This is a genomic window from Streptomyces sp. NPDC050625, assembly GCF_040654755.1.
GTDB lineage: Bacteria > Actinomycetota > Actinomycetes > Streptomycetales > Streptomycetaceae > Streptomyces.
On sequence record NZ_JBFAIQ010000024.1, the window covers coordinates 109,435 to 130,677 of the forward strand.

The window sequence follows — 21,243 nt, forward strand, 5'->3', positions numbered from 1 at the left end:
CGATGACTCAGCACCCAGCCTTCACGGGCCCGTTCGCCCTCGGCACCTTCTCCCTCGAAGGATCCGCGCCCTTCCCCGGTCTGGTCGTCGGCGACCGGGTACGCGACCTCAGCGCGCTGCCGGCGCCGGCCGGCGCACCCACCACCCTCGCACTGCTGGAGAACTGGGACAGCGCTCTGCCCGAATGGCGCCGCCTCGCCGAGGGGCCCCACTCGGACGACTGGCTGCCCCTCGCATGCCTTCACGTGCACGCCCCTGTGCGGCCACGGCAGATTCTGCAGGCCGGCGCGAACTATCGCAGCCATGTCATCGAACTGACCATGGCTCACCTGGCGGCGGAGGACTCCCGCTCCCCCGAGGACGTCCGTGCCGAGGCCGTGGCCGCGGTCGACCGTCGCGCCGCCGAGGGTGAGCCCTACGTCTTCACCGGCCTGCCCTCGGCCCTCACCGGTGCCTACGACGACGTCCTGCTGCCCGGCTGGACCCAGCAGGCCGACTGGGAACTGGAACTGTGCGCGGTCATCGGCCGGCCCGCCTACCGCGTCAGCCCCGAGGACGCCCTCGGCCACGTCGCCGCCTACACCATCGCCAACGACCTCACCGCCCGCGACGCCGTGTTCCGCGACGACCTCGGTCCCATCGGAGTCGACTGGCGGCGCGCGAAGAACCCGCCCGGCTTCACCCCGCTCGGCCCGTTTCTCGTACCGGCGGAGCACATCGGTGTCCCGGACGACCTGCGCGTCACCCTGAGGCTCAACGGCGAGGTGAAGCAGGACGACTCGACCAAGGACATGATCTTCGACGTCGCCACGCTGGTCTCCTACGCCTCACGGACGACCCAACTGCTTCCCGGAGATCTGCTGCTCACAGGCAGCCCCGCCGGCAACGGCATCCACTGGGGCCGACTGCTTCGTGACGGCGACGTGATCGAAAGCACCATCACCGGACTCGGGGTGCAGAGCACCCGGTTCGTGGCCGAAGGCACTGGAAGGAACCCGGCATGACGCACCGCCTGCTGACCCATCTCCGGCACGTCGACCTCGCGGTCCCCGACTACGACCGCCAGTTCGCCTTCTACTCGGACACCTGGGGACTCGTCCCGGTGGCCCAGGACTCGGGGATCTCCTTCCTCGCCGCAGAGGGTTCACCCGAGCAGTACGTCGTACGGCTGCGTCGGGCCGAGGACAAGCGCCTGGACCTGATCTCGTTCGCGGCGGCGACCAGGGCCGACGTCGACACCCTCGCCGGGCGCCTGCTCGCCGCGGGTGTGTCCCTGCTGTCGGAGCCGGACACGCTGCGGACACCCGGCGGCGGCTACGGCTTCCGGTTCTTCGACATCGACGGCCGCACGGTGGAGATCTCCGCCGATGTGGAGGCGCGCGAGCACCGCCGGATCGAGGAGAAGGAGTCCATCCCCGTCCGCCTGTCGCACGTGGTGGTCAACTCCCCGGACATCGCCGCGACTCGGGCCTGGTACGAGAAGCACCTCGGCTTCGCGCTGTCCGACGTGATCGGCTCCCCGCGCACCGGGGACGTCATGAACTTCATGCGGATCAGCTCGCAGCACCACACTCTCGGCATCTCCGCGGGACCGCACACTTCCCTGCACCACATCTCCTTCGAGATGCGCGGGCTGGACGAGTTCATGCGCGGCACGGGACGGCTGCTGCGCGCCGGCGCGCGGATGACCTGGGGGCCTGGCCGGCATCTCGCCGGGGACAACACCTTCTCCTACTTTCTCGACCCGCACGGGAACACCGTGGAGTACACCACCGAGATGGAGGAGCTGGACGAGGACACCTGGCACCCCCACAACTACACGTTCATGGACGAGGACGTCAGTGACCAGTGGGGCACGGCCAACCCGATGAACGAGGTCATAGCCAAGGAGCAGCACAACGACGTCGACCGCGGCGTCTTCGTCGCCCCTCCCGTCTGACGCCGCCGGGCACGCGCGCCCTCCCTCCCGCCTCCAGCTCAGGAGCCCCCATGAAACTCATCGCGCTCGAAGAAGCGTTCGCCGTGCCGGAGCTCCTCGCCCGGCAGCCGGTCACCAGGACATCCACCGGGAAGGACTGGCTGGACCTGTGGAACCGCCGCCTGGTGGACTTCACCCGGGAACGGCTGCCGCTCATGGACGAGCACGGCATCGACATGCAGGTTCTCTCACTCACCGTGCCCGGCGTCCAGGGACTGACCGATCCGGCGGAGGCTGTGGCCGAGGCCCGCCACGCCAACGACTTCCTCGGCCACGTCATCGCCCGGCATCCGGACCGCTTCCAGGGATTCGCCGCCGTTCCGCTGCAGGATCCCGAGGCGGCCGCCGCCGAACTCGACCGGGCGGTCGACGAACTGGGCTTCAGCGGCGCCCTGGTCAACGACCACACCAACGGCCACTACTACGACGAGCCCCGCTACGACGTCTTCTGGGCCAAGGTCGAGGAACTGAACGTCCCCCTCTACCTGCATCCTGGCGCCCCGCCGACCGATTCCTGGAACGTGCTGGCCGGCCGGCCGGAACTCGTCGGACCACTGTGGTCGTGGGGCGCCGAGACCGCGGGGCACGCGCTGCGGCTGGTCCTCGGCGGAGTCTTCGACCGGCATCCGCGAGCCCGGCTCATCCTCGGTCACATGGGTGAGGGCCTGCCCTTCCAGCTGGCGCGGCTCGACTCCCGCTACGCGTGCCAGAGCGAGCGCCCCCTGCTCCGTGCGCCTTCCGCGTACTTCGGCGACAACGTCCACATCACGGTCAGCGGAGTGTGGTCCCACGCGGCCCTGACGGGTGCCATCGCCGCCATCGGCGCCGACGCCGTGATGTTCGCCGTCGACTACCCGTACGAGTCCACCGCAGATGCCGTCGAGTTCCTCCGATCTGCGCCGATCAGCGCCGAGGACCGCGAAAAGATCGCCCACCTCAACGCCGAACGCCTGCTCGGCATCAAGTGAAGGAGCCCACCATGTCCGACACCCGGCGGCGACGGCTGCTCATCCGCGGAGCCACCATCCTGTCCATGGACCCCGAAGTGGGGGACCTGGAGCAGGGCGACATCCTGATCGAAGGAAGCCGGATCAGCGCCGTCGGAACCCGGATCGAGGTGACGGATGCCGATGAGGAGATCGACGGCGCCGGCCGCATCGTCATCCCCGGATTCGTCGACACCCACCGGCACATGTGGGAGGCGGTGATGCGCGGCTTCGCCCCGCATCACACGCTCGAAGACTACTTCGGCGGCTTTCTCCTGGGGACCGCGCGGGCAGTCACACCCAGGGACGTCTATCTGGGAAACCTCCTCAGTGCCCGCGCGGCCCTCGGAGCGGGCGTGACCACCGTCCAGGACATCTCCAACATCCAGGACACCCCGGAGCACGCTGACGCCGCTGTCCAGGCACTGCGGGAATCCGGGCTGCGCGCCGTGTTCGCCTATGGCAAGAGCTTCGCCCGGATGATGTCCGAGGGCAGCAGGCTGCCGGACGACGTACGACGCGTACGATCGCAGCTTCTGGCGGACGACGATGCCCTGGTCACGCTGGCCCTGGACACCGAGGCCGGTGACGACGAAGCGGAGCTCCACAACTACCGGCTGGCACGCGAACTGGACGTCCGCACCGCCAGACACGTCTCTGCGGATTACCCCGTCACACGTCTGCAGAAGCTCGGCGCCCTGCTGCCCGGCACGACGTTCATCCACGGCAACGGCATGGACAGTTGGGAACTGCGCGTCATCGCGGCCCACGGCGGCCTGTCCATCGCCCCGGCCATCGAGCTGATGATGGGGCACGGCTACCCGCCCCTGGTCCCCGCCGCGAACATGGACGTGCCCATCGGCCTCAGCGTCGACGTGGAGGTGACCGCCGCCGGCGACATGTTCACGCAGATGCGCGCCGCCTACCAGGCCGCGCGGTACGCCCACCTGTCGGCCCGGATCCCCTCCACCGCCACCGTGCGGCAGACCCTGCACTACGCCACCCTGTCCGGCGCGCGGATCCTCGGGATCGCGGAACGCACCGGGTCCCTCACCCCCGGCAAACAGGCCGACCTCGTCATCCTGCGCGCCGACCGGCCCGACGTCGCTCCCGTCCTCGACCCCTACAGCGCCGTGGTGCTGCAGATGGACCGGTCCCACGTCGACACGGTCCTGGTGGCCGGCACCCCGGTCAAGCGTGGCGGAAACCTGCTGGGCGACGACAGCGCGCTGCTGGCCGAGGCACGGACCGCGGCCAGGCGGCTCATTCCTCAGCCGCAAGGGAGGGGCGTGTGACGCGCTTCGCGGCCGTATTACTCATGGCAAAACGCACCACGAGGCCTTAAGGGGAGATGTTGTATGAGCAACTCCACTGATGATCTCCAGTACGGGAGCCTGCGCCTCGATCGGACGGGCCAGGCCGAGGCCTTCGACATGATCGGTGACCGTTACGACGAAGCCTTTCCGCACAAGGAGGGGCAGATAGCGGCCGCCCAATGGCTCATCGAATCGCTGCCGGCCGGAGCCCGGGTCCTCGACGTCGGCTGCGGCACCGGACTTCCCACTGCCCGGCAGTTGACGGACGCGGGTATGGAGGTCGTCGGAATAGATCTCTCGGACGGGATGATCACGCTGGCCCGCGAGCACGTGCCCGCGGCGCGCTTCCATCGGATGGACATCGCGGATCTGGGCGGGGGAGGCTCCGGTGACCTGGGCCGCTTCGACGCGGTCACGGCCTTCTTCGCACTGCTCATGCTGCCTCGTGCCGAGATTGCCCTCGCCTTGCGGACGATCCACCGTCTCCTCGTTCCCGGGGGCCTTTTCGCGCTGTCGATGGTGGAGGCCGATGTGGACTACTTCCGGATCCCGTTCCTCGGGGGGCACATCCGGGTGTCCGGATATCTCAGAGAGGAACTGCGCGAGTTGGTCGAGGCGGCGCGCTTCGAAGTGGTCGACGAGTCCTCCTGCGCTTATGCGCCGGCCAGCTCGGACGTCCAACCGGAGGAGCATCTTTTCCTGCGCTGCAGACGACTGGACTGAAACCGGATGATGCCGGTCTTGGTGCGGACACCACTCGAGGGGAAGTGCCCTGCGTGACGAATGATCCGTCGGTCCACCAGGATCCCAGGCTCGAGTACCTCGAGTCGGCGACCCGCCGCATCGCACGCGGCATGGACATCGATGAGACCCTGCACGAGCTGGGCCGGGCGGCCGTGCCGGCCTTCGCGGACCGGGCATACGTCTTCATGTGTGATCCGCTGCCGGTGGGGGACGAGGCGCAGGACGTCGCCCTCGTGCTGAGACTCCACGACATGGCCTGCTCCCCGGGGGCCGCCCCCGGTGCCGGGCGACGCCCGGCACCGGCGCTCGTGCCCGCCGGCCCAGCCGTCCTGCCGGGCGCCTCGGCCCGGCTTGCCAAACTGCTGCGTGCCGGGCAGCCGGTCTTCGGTGACTTCTGCGCGACGGCCGCCGTGCTCAAGGAGCTGCTCGAGGCGGCGAGTGCCACCGATCCGCCGCCCGGGCGGCGGTCGATCATCGCCCCGCTGCACGGCCGTGCCCACGCGCTCGGCGGTGTCGTACTGATCCGGGAGGCCGTCCGGGAGGCGTTCGACGGCGACGATCTGCTTGTCGCCGCCCAGCTCGCCACGCACACGGCACTGGGCATCGACAAGGCCGTACTCCATGGGCGGGAGGCGTCCGTGGCCGATGCGCTGCAGCGGATGATGCTCCCCGCGGCGCTGCCGAAGCTGACCGGGGTCCGTCTGGCCAGCCGCTACCTGGCGGCGTCACGGACCGCGCAGGTGGGCGGTGACTGGTACGACGCGATTCCGCTGCCGGGCAACCGTGTCGCGCTCGTCATCGGAGATGTGATGGGCCACTCCGTCACATCGGCGGCGATCATGGGTCAGCTGCGTACCGTTGTGCAGACCCTCGCCGGGCTGGATCTGCCGCCCGAGGAGGTTCTGTACCACCTGGACGAGCAGGCAGAACGTCTGGGCGAGCAGCACTTGGCGACCTGCCTGTACATCATGTACGACCCTGTGCTGCGACGGCTGCTGATCGCGAATGCGGGCCACCCGCCCCCGGTGCTCGTCCACCCGGACGGCAGCGCAGAGGTCATGGACATCCCGGCCGGAGTGCCGATCGGTGTCGGCGGGGGCGTCTTCGAGTGCGTCGAGACGTCCGCGCCGGCCGGTGCGACCTTGCTGCTGTACACCGACGGCCTCGTCGAGACCCGTGGTTCCGACGTACAGAAGGGATTGGAACGGCTGCTTCAGCGGCTGAAAGGCTGTGTGGCACCTCTGGCCGCCGGCCTCTCGGAGCTGGAGACACTGTGCGACGAGGCACTGGGAGTCCTTGAGGACGGTGTTCAGGACGACGACATCGCACTGCTCGCGGCCCGGCTGGAAGGGGTTCGGCCGGAGACCTTCGCGAACTGGTACCTCGCCCCCCATCCGCGGACCGCCGGACAGGCCCGTCGACTGATCCGCAGGACACTGCTCCGCTGGGCTCTGGGTCCCCTTCTGGAGACGACCGAGCTGCTGGTCAGCGAGGTGGTGGGGAACGCCGTGCGTTTCGCCAACCGGCCGATCGGTCTGCGAGTGCTCCGCACGGACGTACTGCGCTGTGAGGTGGCCGACGACTCGGCACAGGTGCCCCGGATGCGGCACGCACGGCCCAGCGACGAAAACGGCCGTGGACTGTGGCTCGTCGACCAGCTCGCCGACCGCTGGGGCGCGACAAGGGTGAGCACCGGCAAGATCGTATGGTTCGAACAGGCACTGCCCGAGCTCTACCAACGGTAGAATGCACTCATGGGAGACAAGGACACCAGTATCAAGACGACCAAGGACGTCCGTGACCGCTTGAGGACCCTGGCCGGCGAACGCGGCACGACCATGAACGACCTCCTGGCGGAACTGGTGGCGCGTGAGCTGACCGCCGAGGAGCGGGAGCATCGCGCACAGCAGGCTCTGGAGGAGGTACGGCAGACCACCGGCCTGACCGTCTCCGAGGACGCCCGCGCGCGGGCCCGCTCGTTCCTGAAGGGTCTGGGGCAGGAGCACCACGCCGCGTGATCCGCGTCCTGTTCGACCACACCTGCATCGAGGCCCTTGCCGAGGGCGACGAGTTCCTGAACGGCCTGTATGTCGAGGCCAGTTACGGCTACGCCGAGATCGTGATCCCCAGCCTGTCCGCCACCGTCGCCGAACGGGCGAGACCGGGGGCCGGGCAGCACGTCCTGGGCCGCCGCTTCACCGCGGTCGCCGACTTCACCGAGGCGCACGCCCGTGTGGCGGGAAGGTGGCGGCACGCCGACTGGCGGGTTCTGCATCCGGCGTCAGCGGTGGTCGTCGCCAGAGGATCCGGCGACGACGCGACACTGCTGTCCTTGCAGCCGGATCTGTACGAGGGCACGGGAATCAGCCCGCTCAATCCGCGGGAGACGTAACCTGATCCAGGTACCGTGCCGCGGGAGAGGGTGACGCGGACGTCGGCATTGTCCAACGCTGGTTGCTGCCGCCGTTGCAGTCCCAGATCTGCGCCCTGGGTGCCGTTGGCGCTGTTGTCGCCGGCGTCCTGAAGGCACTTCCCGGCCATGCCGGACCGCACCGCTCCGGTGGCGCCACCCGACACAGGAGGCGTGTCACCGCAGCTGGTGGCCCCACTGACGACCGTCACCGCCGTCGCGCACGCCGGTGCCTGATACCAGCGCACCGCCGAGGTCGCAGACCGTGGTGATGCCAGCCGGCAGGTAATCGGCCGGCCTGCGGGGCATTGCCGCTGCCGTCGATGACGGTCACATTCCTGATGATCACTTCTGGCTCCTGTCAGGAAGGCACCTGTCGCCATGGCAGTCGCCCATGCGGTGAAGCCTCCGTCCGCGTGGAGTACGGAGCAGAAAAGTGACGCCCGGTGAATCGGTGAACCGAACGTCACTCTGCACCGTTCCAGCCGGTGAGTCCCTCGGACTGCCCGCCGGTGGGGCCGGCGCAGCGCCCAGCCCTGATCCCCGTCTGCGCTGACGGGGGAGTTTGCCCCGTACTTGCGCACCACATCTCCAGAGACCGAGAGGGGAACGGAATGCCCGAAGGCGACATGCTGTGGAATGCACCAGGAACGCCCATGGGTGGTTCCGGCGCGCGGAGGTCAAAGCGCTAGTCCGCATCACCGTGTTCCTGCCTGGCACCGGCGAGATCTCGCTCGGGCTGACCAACAAGTTCCCCGGCAGCCACCTCAAGCCGGACAAGGCCGCCACTGGTTCGCAGCAGACGTACCGGCGGTCGCCCGCGCAGCACGGCAGGGCCCCGTCGGCCCCGGCCGGCCTGGCGCCCGCCCCCTTCCATCACCTGGAGGAAGTGCCTGTGTCCTCTTGGACGGTCTCCGAGATGTTGTCCCAGTTGTTCCTGGCCCCCACGGGCGAGCCATGGCATGCCACGAAGCCCGGCGACGACGTGTCCTGCCCCCTCCTCGACCGGTCGGGAATAGGCGTCGCCACCCTCGACCCCGGGTTACGGCTCGTGGAGGCCACCACGGAGTTCGGCCGGCACTTCGCGGTCCCGCCGAGCACCCTGCGCGGGCGGGCGTTCCTGGAGATGCTGCACCCGGGCGTACGCGACCGGGCCCGTGAGGAGTTCACCGGGCTGGCAACCGACGGCCGCACCCGCATCCTGCCGGGCGTCGCCGCACTCGGCGCGCGGGCGCACGTCTTCTCCTGCGAGGTGACCGGTGTCGCCGTACGCGACGACGGCCGGGGGTCCTCCTTGCTGGTGCTGCTGCGCCCACAGGACCCGCCCGAGGACGCGGCAGGAGCGCCCGGGGACGGCGAGCGCGCCGTGCACCGGAGCAAGTCGCTGACCGAGCTGGACGCCCGGATCCTGGAGGGGGTGGCCGTCGGCGCCTCCAACGTCGCACTCGCCTCGAAGCTCTGCCTCAGCCGCCAAGGCATCGAGTACCGGGTGACTTCCCTGCTCCGCAGGATGCGCGCCCCGAACAGGGCGGCCTTGGTCTCCCGCGCCCACGCGCTGGGGCTTTTCGCCCCCGGGAGCTGGCCGCCGAAGGTCCGCCCCGACTGCGTACGCCACTAGGGCCCGATCACATACCGGCCGGTGCCGGTTTCCAGCTGAATACCTAAAGAGTCTTCGTAAGAGTGTGCCGCCTCGATCGAGCGGCCACGTCGGCATGGAGGTGTCATGGGCAGAGGCCGCTTGTGGGGACGCCAGGACGAACGCGCCGCCCTGGACCGGTCGCTGGCCGACGCTGCCGCGCACCGCGCGCTGGTCGTCCTCCGCGGCGCCCGGGGCACCGGCAGGACCGCGCTGCTGGACGCCGTGGCGGACACCTGGCGGGCCACGGGCGTCCAGGTCATCACCACCCGGTTCGGCGACACCGCGGACCCGGCGGACACCTTCGGCATCCACGCGGTCGTACGAGCCGTCCGCAACCACGTCCAGGAGCTCGGCGAGCCACACCTCACGGACGCAATCGACGGGCTGAGCCGGCTGTGCGCCGGCCGGCCGTGGACCCGCCCGGAGCAGACGGTCCCGCTCCTCGAACTGGCCGCCGTGTTCGACCTGATCAGCGCCGCGGCCCCGGTCGCGCTGCTCGTCGACGACGCCGACGAGGTGGCCGAACCGGCGGCGGTGCTCGACGCGGCGTGCCGGCCGGGCTGCCTGGTGGTCGCCGCCATCCGGGACGAGGCGGCGCCGGACGCCGCAACGACCCAACTGGCCACCCTCGCCGACCTGGTGATCGACCTGCCGCCGCTGGCCGAGGAGCATCTGCGGCCACTGCTCGCCGAGCGGTACCCCGCCCCACTGGACGAGGCACTGCTGCCCGCGCTCTGCCAGGCACTCGGCCCGCTGACGGGGAACCTCGGCGCCGTACTGGCGACCCTGGCCGACCTGCAGGCGAGAAAACGGCTGACGCCCGTGCACGGGCGGCTCTGCCTCGGCGCGCCGGACCAGCCGATCGCCCTGGCCGCCGACGGCCCGGCGGGTCCTTTGGAGCTGCTGGGCGAGGACGCCTCGATGGTGGCCGGTCTGGTCGCCCTCGGACCGGTGGGCCTCGACGAACTGCCGCTGCTCGCGGCGGCGGGCGGGAAGCGGGCCGCCGACTGCGGACGGCTCGTCGACACACTGGTCGATCGCGGCGTGCTGGAGCTGGACACCGACGGGCGGCTGCGCCACCGTTCCCCCGCGCTCGCCGCGCTGCTGCGGGAGCGGGCGGACCCCGCCGTGGCCGCCGCGCTGCGCCGGTCGCTCGCCGAGGCGGCGCGCCGGCGGTTCACCGCCGGGCTGCCGGTGGACCCGGCAGCGCTGGCCGACCGGGTCGCGCACGCCGGCCCGGAGCTGCCCCGCGACCTCGAGCTCGGCAGGCTGCTGGTCGCCCTCGCCGCCCGCCCGGACGAAGAGCCGGCCCGGGCGGCAAAGTGGCTGCGGGCTGCCTGGTGGCACGCCTCCGACGAACGGCTGCGCACCCGCCTCGTCAGTCCGCTGCTGCGGCAGCTGGTCCGCGCGGGGGACTACGCGCGGCTCGGCGAGACGGTCGCCATGATCCTGGCCGACCACGGCGCGTCCCCGGCGCTGCGCGCCGAGCTGGCCGAGGCCGCCATGCTCGCCGCCGTGCACACCGGCGTGCCGGTCCCCGCCTCGACCGTACGAGCCCTTGTCACGGACGACGGCGGAGCGCCCGGGACGATCGCGTTCGCCGCCGCCTGGTCCACCGGCCGGGAGCCGCGTCGGCCGGAGGGCGCCGGGCCGGAGGCGCCCGCCACCCGGGTGGCCCGAGCACTCTTCGCGGCCGGCGGCTCGGCGGACCCCGACCTGGCGGCTGTCTTCGAGCGGGCCCTCGGCTCCCACTACACCGTGCCACCCGACAGCGTGCCGGGGCTCTACCGCCGCGTCGTGCACGGCTACGCGCACGGTGACCTCACCGCCGCGCTGTCGGCGGCGCGGCAGCTGGAGCTGACCGGGACGGCGGACACCCCGGCACACCGGCACGGCCGGCTGCTCGCCGCCGAGATCTGCCGGACACGCGGCGACCTCCGCCAGGCCCTCGGATGGCTGGAGGCGGTACCCGCCGACGGGATCTGCCTGGCACTGCGGGGCTGGGTGGAGTGCGGCGTGCTCCGACTGCGGCACGAGGCCACCGACGCGGACGACCACGCGGCCTTCGCCGCGAGTTGGCGTGTCTACAAACGCCTCCAGGGCCAGGGCACTCGCCACGGCCTGGCCGGACTGATTCCGCGGCTGGCCCGTATGGCGGTCGCCGCAGGCGAGCACCGGCGCGCCCGCGAACTGCTCGCCGCGATCGAGTGGCGATGCGCCCAGGACCCCGACCCGCTGCTGGCGGAGGCCCAGCTGCTGACCCGGGCGGTGGTCACCAGGGACCTCGCAGCCGCCGAGGCAGGCGCCGAGCTGGCCCGGCGCCGCGGCCACCAGCCGGCTCTGCTGACGGCCTGTCTGATGGTGGGTGAGCTCAGCGACGCGCCCAGGACCTGGCTGCGCGAGGCGTACGAGCTGGCCGGGTCGTTCGACTCGGCGTATCTGCGCGGGCGGATCCGGACCCTGATGCGGGGCCGGGGCGTCAGCACCCCGCGCACACGCGTACGACGCGAGACGTTCTCCCCCACCGAGCTGCGGATCATCGAGCTGATCTGCGAGGGCAGGACCAACCGGCAGATAGCCCGGCAGGAACAGATGAGCGAAAAGACCATCGAGGACCATCTGGATCGGCTGTTCGCGCGGACGGGCTGCCGCTCCCGGTTACAGCTGGCAACTGCGAGCCTGGCCGGGCGGCTGATCGCCGCGGACCCGGCCCGAGTCCCCGCGTGAGCGGCGGCGCGGTCGTCGGCCGCGAGGACACGGTGCGGGAACTCGTGGACAGTGCCGTCGGTGTCGCCGGCCCGGCCGTCCTGACGGTGCTCACCGGACCGGCCGGGACAGGACGTACCACGGTGTTGGAGGAAGTGGCGCGCAAGGCGGCCGACTGCGGGCAGCCAACGCTGACGCTCTCCCTGTTCCGGCACGACCGCACGGTGCCGCTGCACGCGGCCGTACGTCTGACCGGCGCCCTCACCCGGCTCCCGGGCCCAGCCAAGGCACGCCGCGGACCCGGCCGCGAAGGCCCCGCGGGGTCCATCGGCGCCGATCAGGTCACTGCGAACCTGGCCCGGCTCCTGGCGGCGCGCCCCGGCCTGCTGGTCCTGATCGACGACGCGCAGTGGCTGGACGCCACGTCGCGCCAGGTGCTGGAACAGCTGGTGCGCAGGCTGAACCCGGCGACGGTCCGCTGGGTGTGCGCCGTGCGCTCCCCGGTTCCGGCCGCCCAGGCGGAGGTCCCGCCCGCGCTGCGGCGTCTGGTGGCCGAGGGGCTGGCCCGCATGGTGGGGCTGCCGCCGCTGTCGCGGCAGGCGGCCGACAGGCTCGCCGCCGACCTCCTCCAGGCGCGCCCCGACCGTACGCTCGGCAACCGGCTGCGCCGGGCCAGCCGTGGCGTCCCCGCGGCGCTCCACGCGGTGGTCGACGGCTACACGGCGGCCGGTGCGCTGAAGGTGGCTGACGGCCGCGCCTATCTGCTCGGTCACGCCGGGCCCGTACCGCTGCCGCCCGGCCACCCGCTGCTCGCGCGCTTCCGCCTGCTGCCCGCGCCGGTGTGGACCGCCGCCAAGGCGGCCGCAGTGCTGCATCCCCTGCGGGAGCGGCTGCCCGAACTGGCGGCGGCGGCCGTCGGCCTCACCATCGGGGAGACCCTGCGGGCACTGGAGACGCTCGTGGCGGAGGGCATCCTGCGGACGACCGGGCGGGGATGGCGGTTCACGGTGCCGTACTGGGCCGACGCGCTGGCCGGCGCCCTCGGACCGTACGAGCGCCGCGAGCTGGCCCGGGCCGCCGTCAGCGCGCTGTGGTCGGGAGAGGCGGGGCCCGTCGACGACGGCTACCGGGCCGAGCAGCTGATGCAGTGCGGGCCGCTCGGCGAACCGGGGCGGGTCGGTGCCGAACTCCTCGCGCTGGGGACGGCCGCGAAGCTGCGCGACCCCGCACTTGCCGCACGCTGGCTGGCGGCGGCCGTGGAGTCCGCGCCCGGCGCCCGGCAGCGCGCCGTCGCCCTGGCCGAGCACGCCGACGCCAGCTGTCTGGCCGCGGACTACGCGCCCGCGGCGCACGGCGCGGACCGGCTGCTGCGGCTGCCGGCCGGCCAACTGCCGCCAGGCGCCGCTCTGGACGCCCAGCTCATCCGGGTGACCGCCCTGTGGGGGCTGCGCGACGTCACCGCGGTGCGGCGCATCGCGGCGGGCGAGCAGCAGGCGGGACACGACCCGGCATTCCGGGCCGTCGGCCAGGCGATAGCGCTGGGCCTGCTCGACCGCTGGGACGAGGCGTACCGACTGCTGGCGGGCGCCCAGGGCTCCTGGGCCGGCGACGACGCCGGAGCAGCCATCGGCGAGCTGTTGCTCTCCTGCGCCGGGGCGGTGACGGGCCGTCCGGGCCGGTTCCGGCAGCTGCTGGAGGGGCCGGAACTGGAGCAGTCGGCCCGCTGCCCGGAGCTCTGGGCGCGGGTGCGGGTCCGGACCCTGTTGCTGTGCCACGACACCGGCGGCGCCGAGCGGGCGCTGGCCGCCGCGCGGCTGCCGGCCGACCGGCTGCCCGGCGTGGACCGGGCCCTGCTCGCTTGGCAGTGCGGACGCTGGGACGAGGCGCTGCACCACGCGCGGACGGGGACCGGCCCCGAGGCCGCCTCCGGCGCCCTCCAGCACGCGGTGGCCGCGATCCTCCTCGGCCGCGGCCGCCCGGCCGCCGCCCTGGCCACACTGGAGGCCGCCCGCGCCGAACCCGCCGCGCTGGAGCACCTGTTGGCCGCCATGGACGCCGAGATCGCCTGGACCATGGGCGCCCCGGAGCGGGCGAGCGCGCATGTCGCCGACGGGCTGGCGTACGCGGCCAAGGACTCGATCGTCACCGGCACGGACGACCTGTGGCTCACCCACGTCTGGCTGGCGGTCGGCCGCGACGACCCGGCGGCGGCCCGGCAGGGGCTGACCGGCGTGGAGTCGGCGGCCGCGCTCCTGGGGACCGGGCACAGTCGGCTGAACGCGCTGCTGGCGCGGGTCGCCGTCCACCGCGACCGGGCCACGGCCGACCGGGCCGTGGCCCTGGCGCGGACGCTGGGCCTGCCGCGCGCCCTGGCCAGGACGCTGACGGCGGTGGTCGCCACCGGGTGCGGCGCCCCGTCGCTGCTGAGCGAGGCGTACGAGCTGTACGGCTGTCTGGACGCGCTGCTGTACCGATACCGGCTGCGCCGGCTGATGCGCGAACACGATCTGCCGGTACCCAACCGCGCCGCGACGGTGGCGGAGAACGACCGGCTGCTGGCCACCCTGATCGCCGAGGGCTCCACCAACCGGCAGCTGGCCACCGTGCTCCAGAGCAGTGAGAAGAGCGCCGAGGGCGCGCTGACCCGGCTCTTCGCCAGGACCGGCTACCGCAGCCGGATCGATGTGGCCACAGCGGTCCTGACCGGGGAGTACCCGGACTGCCCGGGCCGCTGACCGTGTGGCAGCGACGCCCCGGCTACGAACCCGGGAAATCCCTCGGCAGCATCCGGCCTGTCCAGCAGCACGCGCCATTACTGTCCAGAACACCGCGGAACCCGAGGGCAGTACCCGCCCAAGAGGTCATAAGGAGTCACCGGTGACCACTCTTCCCCCGCTGCCGCAGGCCCCGGAACGCCAGTTGCCCTTCGCACCGCCCCCCGAGTACGCCGAGCTACGCGCCTCGGGAGAAGTCGTACGGGTCTGCACCCCGGCCGGTTTCGACGCCTGGCTGGTCTCCGACTACGCCGGGGTGCGCGAGGTGCTGGGAGACGGCCGCCGCTTCTCGGCCCGGCCGGGGTCCACCGCGCACGTGATGCCGGGGTTCGACCCCGACTCCCCTGTGGATGACCTGTTCACGCGCATGGACGGCCCCGAGCACATCCGCATCCGCCGCAACTTCGCCCCTCAGCTGTCGCACCCCCGCCGCCTGGCCGAGCTCAAGCCGCTCGTCCAGGAAACGGTGGACGACGCGATAGACGGGCTGAAGGGCGCCGGGCAGCCGCACGACCTCCACGTCAACTACTCGCGCCGGATCAGCACCACGGTGATCGCCGACCTGATCGGGGTCCCGCAGGAGCAGCGGCACCTGTTCTACGACACCGCCAAGGCCCTGTTCGACCCGACGGGCAAGGCCACCGAGGAGCTGGGGTCCGCCCTCCTCCCGCTGTACGTCTACATGAACGACCTGGTCGCCTCCCGCCGCGCCGAGCCCGGCGACGACGTGATCAGCCGATTGATCGCCTTCAATGCCGACAGCGACCGGCCGCTGAGCGACCACGAGCTGATCATGATGAACGGCGCGCTGTTCATCTTCGGCTTCGACGTCATCTCCTCGCGCCTGTCGGGCGGTCTGCTCATGCTCCTCTCGGACCGGTTGCGGTGGGAGCAGCTGTGCGCGGACCCCGACCTGGCATCGACCGCGGCCGAGGAGGTCGTCCGTTTCCTCGGCTCGCCCACGGGCCTGCTGCGCCAGGCGACCGAGGACACCACGGTGCACGGGCAGAAGATCGCCGCCGGCGACTATGTGGTGCTGGCCGTCCAGTCGGCCAACCGGGACACCGCCCTGGTGCCCGACGGCGACGCCTTCGACATGGCCCGCAAGCCGGGCCCGCACCTCGGCTTCGGCCACGGCGCGCACGCCTGCGTAGCGCAGCAGATCGCCCGCGTCCAGCTCACCGCCGCGCTGCGCGGGCTGGCCATCCGCGTACCGTCCCTGCGTCTCGCCCGGCCGCTGTCCGAGATCGAGTGCCGGACCGACAGCACCGCCCGTGGCCCCGCCGAGGTCCCCGCGGTATGGGACGGAGTACTGCCCCGATGAGAGTCGTAGCCGACGCCGGCCGGTGCATCGGGGCCGCGGTGTGCGCCCTGTCCGTCCCCGAGGTCTTCGGCCAGGATCCGGTGGACGCGACCGTCCTCGTCCTGGACCCGTCGCCCCCGCCGGAGGCGCACGAGGCCGTCCGGGACGTGGTGAACCGCTGCCCGTCCGGAGCGCTCCAGGTGGACGCCTCCCCCGCCTCCCCCGCCTCCCCCAGCATCTGACCCGCGCCCGACCCCGACTTCCGGACCGCGGCTGCCGCGGACCCGAGGCCGCGATCCGCCCCGAGCGAAGGGACGTTCCCCGTGAGCGACACCATGGACACCACGCCGTTCGGCGTCTTCAACCGCTGTATGGAACTCCTTCTGGTCAACGACATCCCCGCCTTCCTCACCCTGGTCCACCCCGACGCGGTCATGGAGTTCCCCTTCACCCCGCCGGGCATGCCGCGGCGGGTGGAGGGCGGCGACGCCCTGCGCGACTACTTCATGAATTACTCGAAGATGCTCGAGTCCACTGAGGTCACCGACCTCATCGTGCACGAGACCAAGGACCGGGAAGTCCTCATCACCGAGTTCACCGGCAAGGCCACCGCAACGGCCACCGGCGAGCAGGTCGAGCTCGCCTTCGTCTCCGTCCTCCGCGTCCGCGACGGGCTCGTGGTCCACTACCGCGACTACTGGAACCCGCTGACCACCCTGGCCCTCCGCAACGAGGACCCGCCGACCGCCGAGGCGTAGCCGCCGTGGCGTGGGGTGCCGGTTCCGGACCGCACCCCACGCCACGACCTGCACGGCCGGGGACGCGTCACGCTGCCGAGGGATTTCCCGGGTTCGCGTCATGCACCGTCCTCCGGCGATCCCTTCCCTCGGCGTGCTGTGTTTGGCTCGCGCACGTCAGGTGTTGCCCCGGAGCCTGAGCCGCCCCGGGCCCCACGAACGCTGGGGCGGCAACGGCCCGGAGTACGGCTGCTTCCTGCTCCGCTCGACCGTCACCGACCCGCGCAGGTACTGACTTTCAGGGAGTTCAGGCATGCCGACGCACAACACCGGCCCGGCTACGGGTGGCGAGGCGGACGACACCGCGATCGCCGTGATCGGGGCTTCGTGCCGGGTGCCCTCGGCCTCCGGGCCGGCGGAATACTGGCGTCTGCTCACCGAGGGGACCGACGCGGTCTCCCCGTGGCCGGCCGACCGCGGCTCCGGCCGCTCCTGGCGCGGCGGCTTCCTCGACAAGGTCGACGAGTTCGACGCCGCGTTCTTCGGCGTCGCGCCGGACGAGGCGGCCGCCATGGACCCCCAGCAGCGGCTCGCCCTGGAGCTGGCCTGGGAGGCGATGGAAGACGCCGGATTCCGCGACGAGCAACTGCGCGCCACCCGCACCGGCGTCTTCGTCGGCGTGATGGAGGACGACTACGTCGCCCTCTCCGCCGCAGCCGACGAAGGACCGCACACCTTCACCGGCCTGCACCGCGCCGCCATCGCCAACCGCGTGTCGTGGACCCTCGGTCTGTCCGGGCCCAGCTTCGCCGTCGACGCCGCACAGGCCTCCTCCCTCGTCGCCGTCCACCTCGCCTGCGAATCCCTGCGCCGCGGCGAGTCCAGCCTCGCCTTCGCCGGCGGTGTGAACCTGATCCTCTCGCCGCGCAGCATGGAGACGGCGGCCGGACTCGGTGCGCTCTCCGTCAGTGGCCGCTGCGCCGTCTTCGACGCAAGCGCGGACGGATTCGTGCGCGGCGAGGGCGGGGCGTTCGTCCTGCTCAAGCCGCTCGCCCAGGCCGTCGCGGACGGCGATCCCATCTACTGCGTCATCCGCGGCAGCGCGGTCAACAACGACGGCGGCGGCGATCGGCTCACCGACCCCGACGTCCACGGGCAACAGGACGTGCTGCGCCGCGCCTACACCGACGCGCGCACCGCGCCCGAGACCGTTCAGTACGTCGAACTGCACGGCACCGGCACGCCCGTCGGCGACCCGGTCGAGGCGGCCGCCCTGTCGGCCGTCCTCGCACAGGGCGGTCCCGAACGGCTTCCCCTGGCGGTCGGCTCGGCCAAGACGAACATCGGTCACCTGGAGGCCGCCGCCGGCATTGTGGGCCTGCTCAAGGCGGCGCTCGCCCTGCGGCACCGGCAGCTCCCGCCGAACCTGCACTTCGACACCCCCAACCCGGCCATCCCACTGGGCGAGCTGAACCTGCGGGTGCAGACCGAGCTCGCCGACTGGCCGCAGCCCGACGGGCCGCTCGTCGCCGGCGTCAGCTCCTTCGGCATCGGCGGCACCAACTGCCATGTCGTCCTCGGCGAAGGCCCGTACAGCGGCCGCCCGCCCGCCCCGGAGCGGACCCCCGCCGCAGCCGGCCGGGTCATCCCCTGGATCCTGTCGGCGCGCGGCGCCCGCGCGCTGCGGGCGCAGACGGAGCGGCTGCGTACACACCTCGACGAGCGCCCCGGCCTCGAGGCCGCCGACGTCGCCCTGTCACTGGCGGCCACCCGGAGCCTCTTCGCGCACCGCACCGTCCTGCTCGGCGCCGACCGGGCCGAACTCACCGACGCCCTCGACGGCGGACCCACCGCCGACACGGTCAGCGGCACCATCAAACCGGGCGGCACCGCCTTCCTCTTCCCCGGCCAGGGCTCCCAGCACATCGGCATGTGCCGCGACCTGTACCGCACCCACCCCGTTTTCGCCGAAGCCCTCGACGAGGTGTGTGCCCACTTCGAGCCGCGCTTGCGGGAGGTGCTGTTCGCCGACCCGGACTCCGACGACGCGGCGGCGCTTCACCAGACGCGGTTCACCCAGCCGGCGCTGTTCGCCGTCGAGGTCGCCCTGTACCGCCTCGTCACCTCCTGGGGTGTCACCCCCGACCTCGTCATCGGCCACTCCTTCGGTGAGATCGCCGCCGCCCACATCGCCGGCGTGCTCTCCCTGGCCGACGCGGCCACCCTCGTCGCCGCGCGCGGCGCGCTGATGCAGGCGCTCCCCGACGGCGGCGCCATGATCGCCGTCGAGGCGACCGAGGACGAGGCCGCCCAAGCACTCGACGGCATCGACGACGTCACGATCGCCGTCATCAACGGACCGACGCGGCTCGTGCTCTCCGGCGCCGACGAGACCGCCACCCGCATCGCCGAGGACTTCCGCGCCCGGGGCCGCAGGATCACCAGGCTGCAGGTCTCGCACGCCATGCACTCCCCGCTGATGGACCCGATGCTGGCGGAGTTCGCCGCCGTCGCCCGCGGCCTGTCCTACGCGCCGCCCACCCTGCCGGTGATCTCCAACGTCACCGGCCAGGTCGCCACCGCGGACCAGCTGCGCTCGCCGGACTACTGGGTCGGCCACGTCAGCGCCACCGTCCGCTTCCACGACGGCATGGCCACCCTGCGCGCCCAGGGCGCCACCCGGTTCCTCGAACTCGGCCCCGACGCCGTGCTCACCTCGATCCTCGAGCCCGCCGAGTCCGAGCTGGCCGTATCGCTGCTCCACCATGACCGCCCGGAGCCCCGGGCACTGCTGCGCGGTCTCGCCGAGGCGTTCGTCGCGGGCGTCGGCGTCGACTGGCCGGCCGTGCTCGCCGACACCGGCGCCCGCCCGGTCGACCTCCCCACGTACGCCTTCCAGCGCGAGCGCTACTGGGTCGGCGAGCAGCCCGCCGGTTCCGCCGGGGCCACCCCCGCTGTGGTGGACGACCACGTCAGCTCGGCCACCCTCGCGCTCCGCGAGCGCCTGATCGACCAGCCGGAGGGCTTCCTGGAGCAGTGGCTGGCCGCGCACCTCACCGCACTGGACGGCCCCGAGCGGGCCGACGGCCGCACGACCTTCCGCGACCTCGGCTTCGACTCCGCCCGCTCCGTGCAACTGCGCAACCGCCTTGCCTCCGCCACCGGCCTGCGGCTGCCCAGCAGCCTGCTGTTCGATCACCCCACGCCCGACGCCCTCGTCGGCTACCTGCGCGACCGGATCCTCGGGGTGTTTCCCGCCGAGGAGACCGTCACCCGCCGGGCGGCCGTCGACGGTGACCCCGTCGTCATCGTCGGCATGGCCTGCCGGCTGCCCGGTGGCATCGGCTCGCCCCAGCAACTGTGGCAGGCCGTGGTCGACGGCGTGGACGCCACCTCCGACTTCCCGACCGACCGGGGCTGGAACCTCGGCGCGCTCCACGACCCGGACCCGGACCGCGCCGGCACGAGCTATGTCCGCCGTGGCGGCTTCCTCGACGGCGTGGGCGAGTTCGACGCGGAGTTCTTCGGCATCAGCCCGCGCGAGGCCATCGCCATGGACCCGCAGCAGCGGCTCCTGCTCGAAACCTCCTGGGAAGCCGTCGAGCAGGCCGGTATCCGCCCCGACACCCTGCGCGGCGGCCGCGTCGGCGTGTTCGTCGGCGCCACCTCGATGGAGTACGGACCCCGGCTGCACGAGCCGGTCGAGGGCACCGACGGCCTCCGGCTGACCGGCAGCACCTCCAGCGTCGCCTCCGGCCGGATCGCGTACACCTTCGGCCTTGAGGGTCCGGCCGTCACGGTGGACACGGCGTGTTCGTCGTCACTGGTGGCCCTGCACCTGGCGGCACAGGCCGTACGCAACGGCGAGTGCGACCTGGCACTGGCCGGCGGTGTCACGGTGATGTCCACACCGGGCATGTTCGTGGAGTTCTCGCGTCAGCGGGGTCTTGCGGCGGACGGCCGGTGCAAGTCGTTCTCCGACGCGGCTGACGGCACGGGATGGTCCGAGGGTGTGGGTCTGCTGGTGGTGGAGCGGCTGTCGGACGCGCGGCGCAATGGGCATCAGGTGTTGGCCGTGGTGCGGGGCAGTGCGGTGAACCAGGACGGTGCGTCGAATGGTCTGACGGCGCCCAATGGCCCGTCGCAGCAGCGTGTCATCCGGCAGGCGCTGGCCAGTGCGCGGCTTTCCCCGTCCGAGGTGGACCTGGTCGAGGCGCATGGCACGGGTACGACGTTGGGTGACCCGATCGAGGCGCAGGCGCTGCTCGCCACCTACGGGCAGGACCGGGACCAGGACACCCCGCTGTGGCTCGGGTCGATCAAGTCGAACCTCGGGCACGCGCAGGCGGCGGCGGGTGTGGCCGGTGTGATCAAGATGGTGCTGGCGATGCGGTACGGGGTCATGCCGCGCACGCTGCATGTGGGGGAGCCGTCGCGGCACGTCGACTGGTCCTCCGGGGCCGTCAGCCTGCTGACGGAGGAGCGGGTGTGGCCGGAGGTGGGCCGGCCGCGGCGTGCGGCGGTGTCGTCGTTCGGTATCAGTGGCACGAACGCGCATGTGGTGCTGGAGCAGGGGCCGGTGGAGGAGCAGTCGCCTGCCGTGGAGCCCGCGGGTGATGGTCTGGTGCCGTGGGTGGTGTCGGCGAAGTC

The 21,243-nt window shown here is 72.2% G+C and carries 15 protein-coding genes; all 15 read left to right on the forward strand.

Going from position 1 to position 21,243, the window contains the following annotated elements; all coding sequences use genetic code 11:
• Positions 1-2 precede the first annotated feature (2 nt).
• Complete coding sequence (locus AB0I54_RS36500) at positions 3-1,004, forward strand: fumarylacetoacetate hydrolase family protein (protein WP_363300563.1); 1,002 nt, start codon at positions 3-5, stop codon at positions 1,002-1,004.
• Positions 1,001-1,939, forward strand: a complete 939-nt coding sequence (locus tag AB0I54_RS36505; RefSeq protein ID WP_363300564.1) for a VOC family protein — start codon at positions 1,001-1,003, stop codon at positions 1,937-1,939. The genes AB0I54_RS36500 and AB0I54_RS36505 overlap by 4 nt, the downstream gene beginning before the upstream one ends.
• A 50-nt stretch (positions 1,940-1,989) precedes the next feature.
• Entirely contained in the window at positions 1,990-2,946 is a 957-nt protein-coding gene (locus tag AB0I54_RS36510; protein ID WP_363300565.1) for an amidohydrolase family protein, read from the forward strand.
• 11 nt (positions 2,947-2,957) lie between these two features.
• A complete protein-coding gene (locus AB0I54_RS36515) occupies positions 2,958-4,259 on the forward strand; it encodes an amidohydrolase family protein (protein WP_363300566.1) in 1,302 nt (433 codons plus the stop codon).
• Positions 4,260-4,322: 63 nt separating this feature from the next.
• A complete protein-coding gene (locus AB0I54_RS36520) occupies positions 4,323-5,003 on the forward strand; it encodes a methyltransferase domain-containing protein (RefSeq protein WP_363300567.1) in 681 nt (226 codons plus the stop codon).
• Between the two features lie 53 nt (positions 5,004-5,056).
• Positions 5,057-6,769 carry a SpoIIE family protein phosphatase gene (locus tag AB0I54_RS36525; protein WP_363300568.1) on the forward strand — a complete coding sequence of 571 codons (1,713 nt, stop codon included), beginning with the start codon at positions 5,057-5,059 and terminating at the stop codon, positions 6,767-6,769.
• Between the two features lie 9 nt (positions 6,770-6,778).
• Positions 6,779-7,042: a hypothetical protein gene (locus AB0I54_RS36530; RefSeq protein WP_363300569.1), complete on the forward strand. Its 264-nt coding sequence runs from the start codon at positions 6,779-6,781 to the stop codon at positions 7,040-7,042.
• Positions 7,039-7,416 carry a PIN domain-containing protein gene (locus AB0I54_RS36535; protein ID WP_363300570.1) on the forward strand — a complete coding sequence of 126 codons (378 nt, stop codon included), beginning with the start codon at positions 7,039-7,041 and terminating at the stop codon, positions 7,414-7,416. The genes AB0I54_RS36530 and AB0I54_RS36535 overlap by 4 nt, the downstream gene beginning before the upstream one ends.
• Before the next feature lie 652 nt (positions 7,417-8,068).
• A complete protein-coding gene (locus AB0I54_RS36540; RefSeq protein WP_363300571.1) occupies positions 8,069-9,052 on the forward strand; it encodes a PAS domain-containing protein in 984 nt (327 codons plus the stop codon).
• Between the two features lie 105 nt (positions 9,053-9,157).
• Entirely contained in the window at positions 9,158-11,800 is a 2,643-nt protein-coding gene (locus AB0I54_RS36545; RefSeq protein WP_363300572.1) for a LuxR C-terminal-related transcriptional regulator, read from the forward strand.
• A complete protein-coding gene (locus AB0I54_RS36550; protein WP_363300573.1) occupies positions 11,797-14,514 on the forward strand; it encodes an ATP-binding protein in 2,718 nt (905 codons plus the stop codon). Before AB0I54_RS36545 ends, AB0I54_RS36550 begins: the two co-directional genes overlap by 4 nt.
• Before the next feature lie 142 nt (positions 14,515-14,656).
• On the forward strand, positions 14,657-15,877 hold the full coding sequence (locus AB0I54_RS36555) for a cytochrome P450 (protein ID WP_363300574.1): 1,221 nt from the start codon (positions 14,657-14,659) through the stop codon (positions 15,875-15,877).
• On the forward strand, positions 15,874-16,098 hold the full coding sequence (locus tag AB0I54_RS36560) for a ferredoxin (RefSeq protein ID WP_363300575.1): 225 nt from the start codon (positions 15,874-15,876) through the stop codon (positions 16,096-16,098). The genes AB0I54_RS36555 and AB0I54_RS36560 overlap by 4 nt, the downstream gene beginning before the upstream one ends.
• A gap of 81 nt (positions 16,099-16,179) precedes the next feature.
• The gene (locus AB0I54_RS36565) at positions 16,180-16,614 is read left to right on the forward strand and encodes a nuclear transport factor 2 family protein (RefSeq protein ID WP_363300576.1); all 435 of its coding nucleotides are present in this window, start codon (positions 16,180-16,182) and stop codon (positions 16,612-16,614) included.
• Between the two features lie 292 nt (positions 16,615-16,906).
• The coding region (locus AB0I54_RS36570; RefSeq protein ID WP_363300577.1) for a beta-ketoacyl synthase N-terminal-like domain-containing protein at positions 16,907-21,243 on the forward strand (4,337 nt) is incomplete at its 3' end.

Excerpts from the sequence above, each read along its gene's own strand:
- AB0I54_RS36515 (WP_363300566.1), top strand. The coding sequence starts at position 2,958 with ATGTCCGACACCCGGCGGCGACGGCTGCTCATCCGCGGAGCCACCATC.
- AB0I54_RS36560 (WP_363300575.1), top strand. The coding sequence starts at position 15,874 with ATGAGAGTCGTAGCCGACGCCGGCCGGTGCATCGGGGCCGCGGTGTGC.
- AB0I54_RS36545 (WP_363300572.1), top strand. The coding sequence starts at position 9,158 with ATGGGCAGAGGCCGCTTGTGGGGACGCCAGGACGAACGCGCCGCCCTG.
- AB0I54_RS36520 (WP_363300567.1), top strand. The coding sequence starts at position 4,323 with ATGAGCAACTCCACTGATGATCTCCAGTACGGGAGCCTGCGCCTCGAT.
- AB0I54_RS36530 (WP_363300569.1), top strand. The coding sequence starts at position 6,779 with ATGGGAGACAAGGACACCAGTATCAAGACGACCAAGGACGTCCGTGAC.
- AB0I54_RS36500 (WP_363300563.1), top strand. The coding sequence starts at position 3 with ATGACTCAGCACCCAGCCTTCACGGGCCCGTTCGCCCTCGGCACCTTC.
- AB0I54_RS36510 (WP_363300565.1), top strand. The coding sequence starts at position 1,990 with ATGAAACTCATCGCGCTCGAAGAAGCGTTCGCCGTGCCGGAGCTCCTC.
- AB0I54_RS36505 (WP_363300564.1), top strand. The coding sequence starts at position 1,001 with ATGACGCACCGCCTGCTGACCCATCTCCGGCACGTCGACCTCGCGGTC.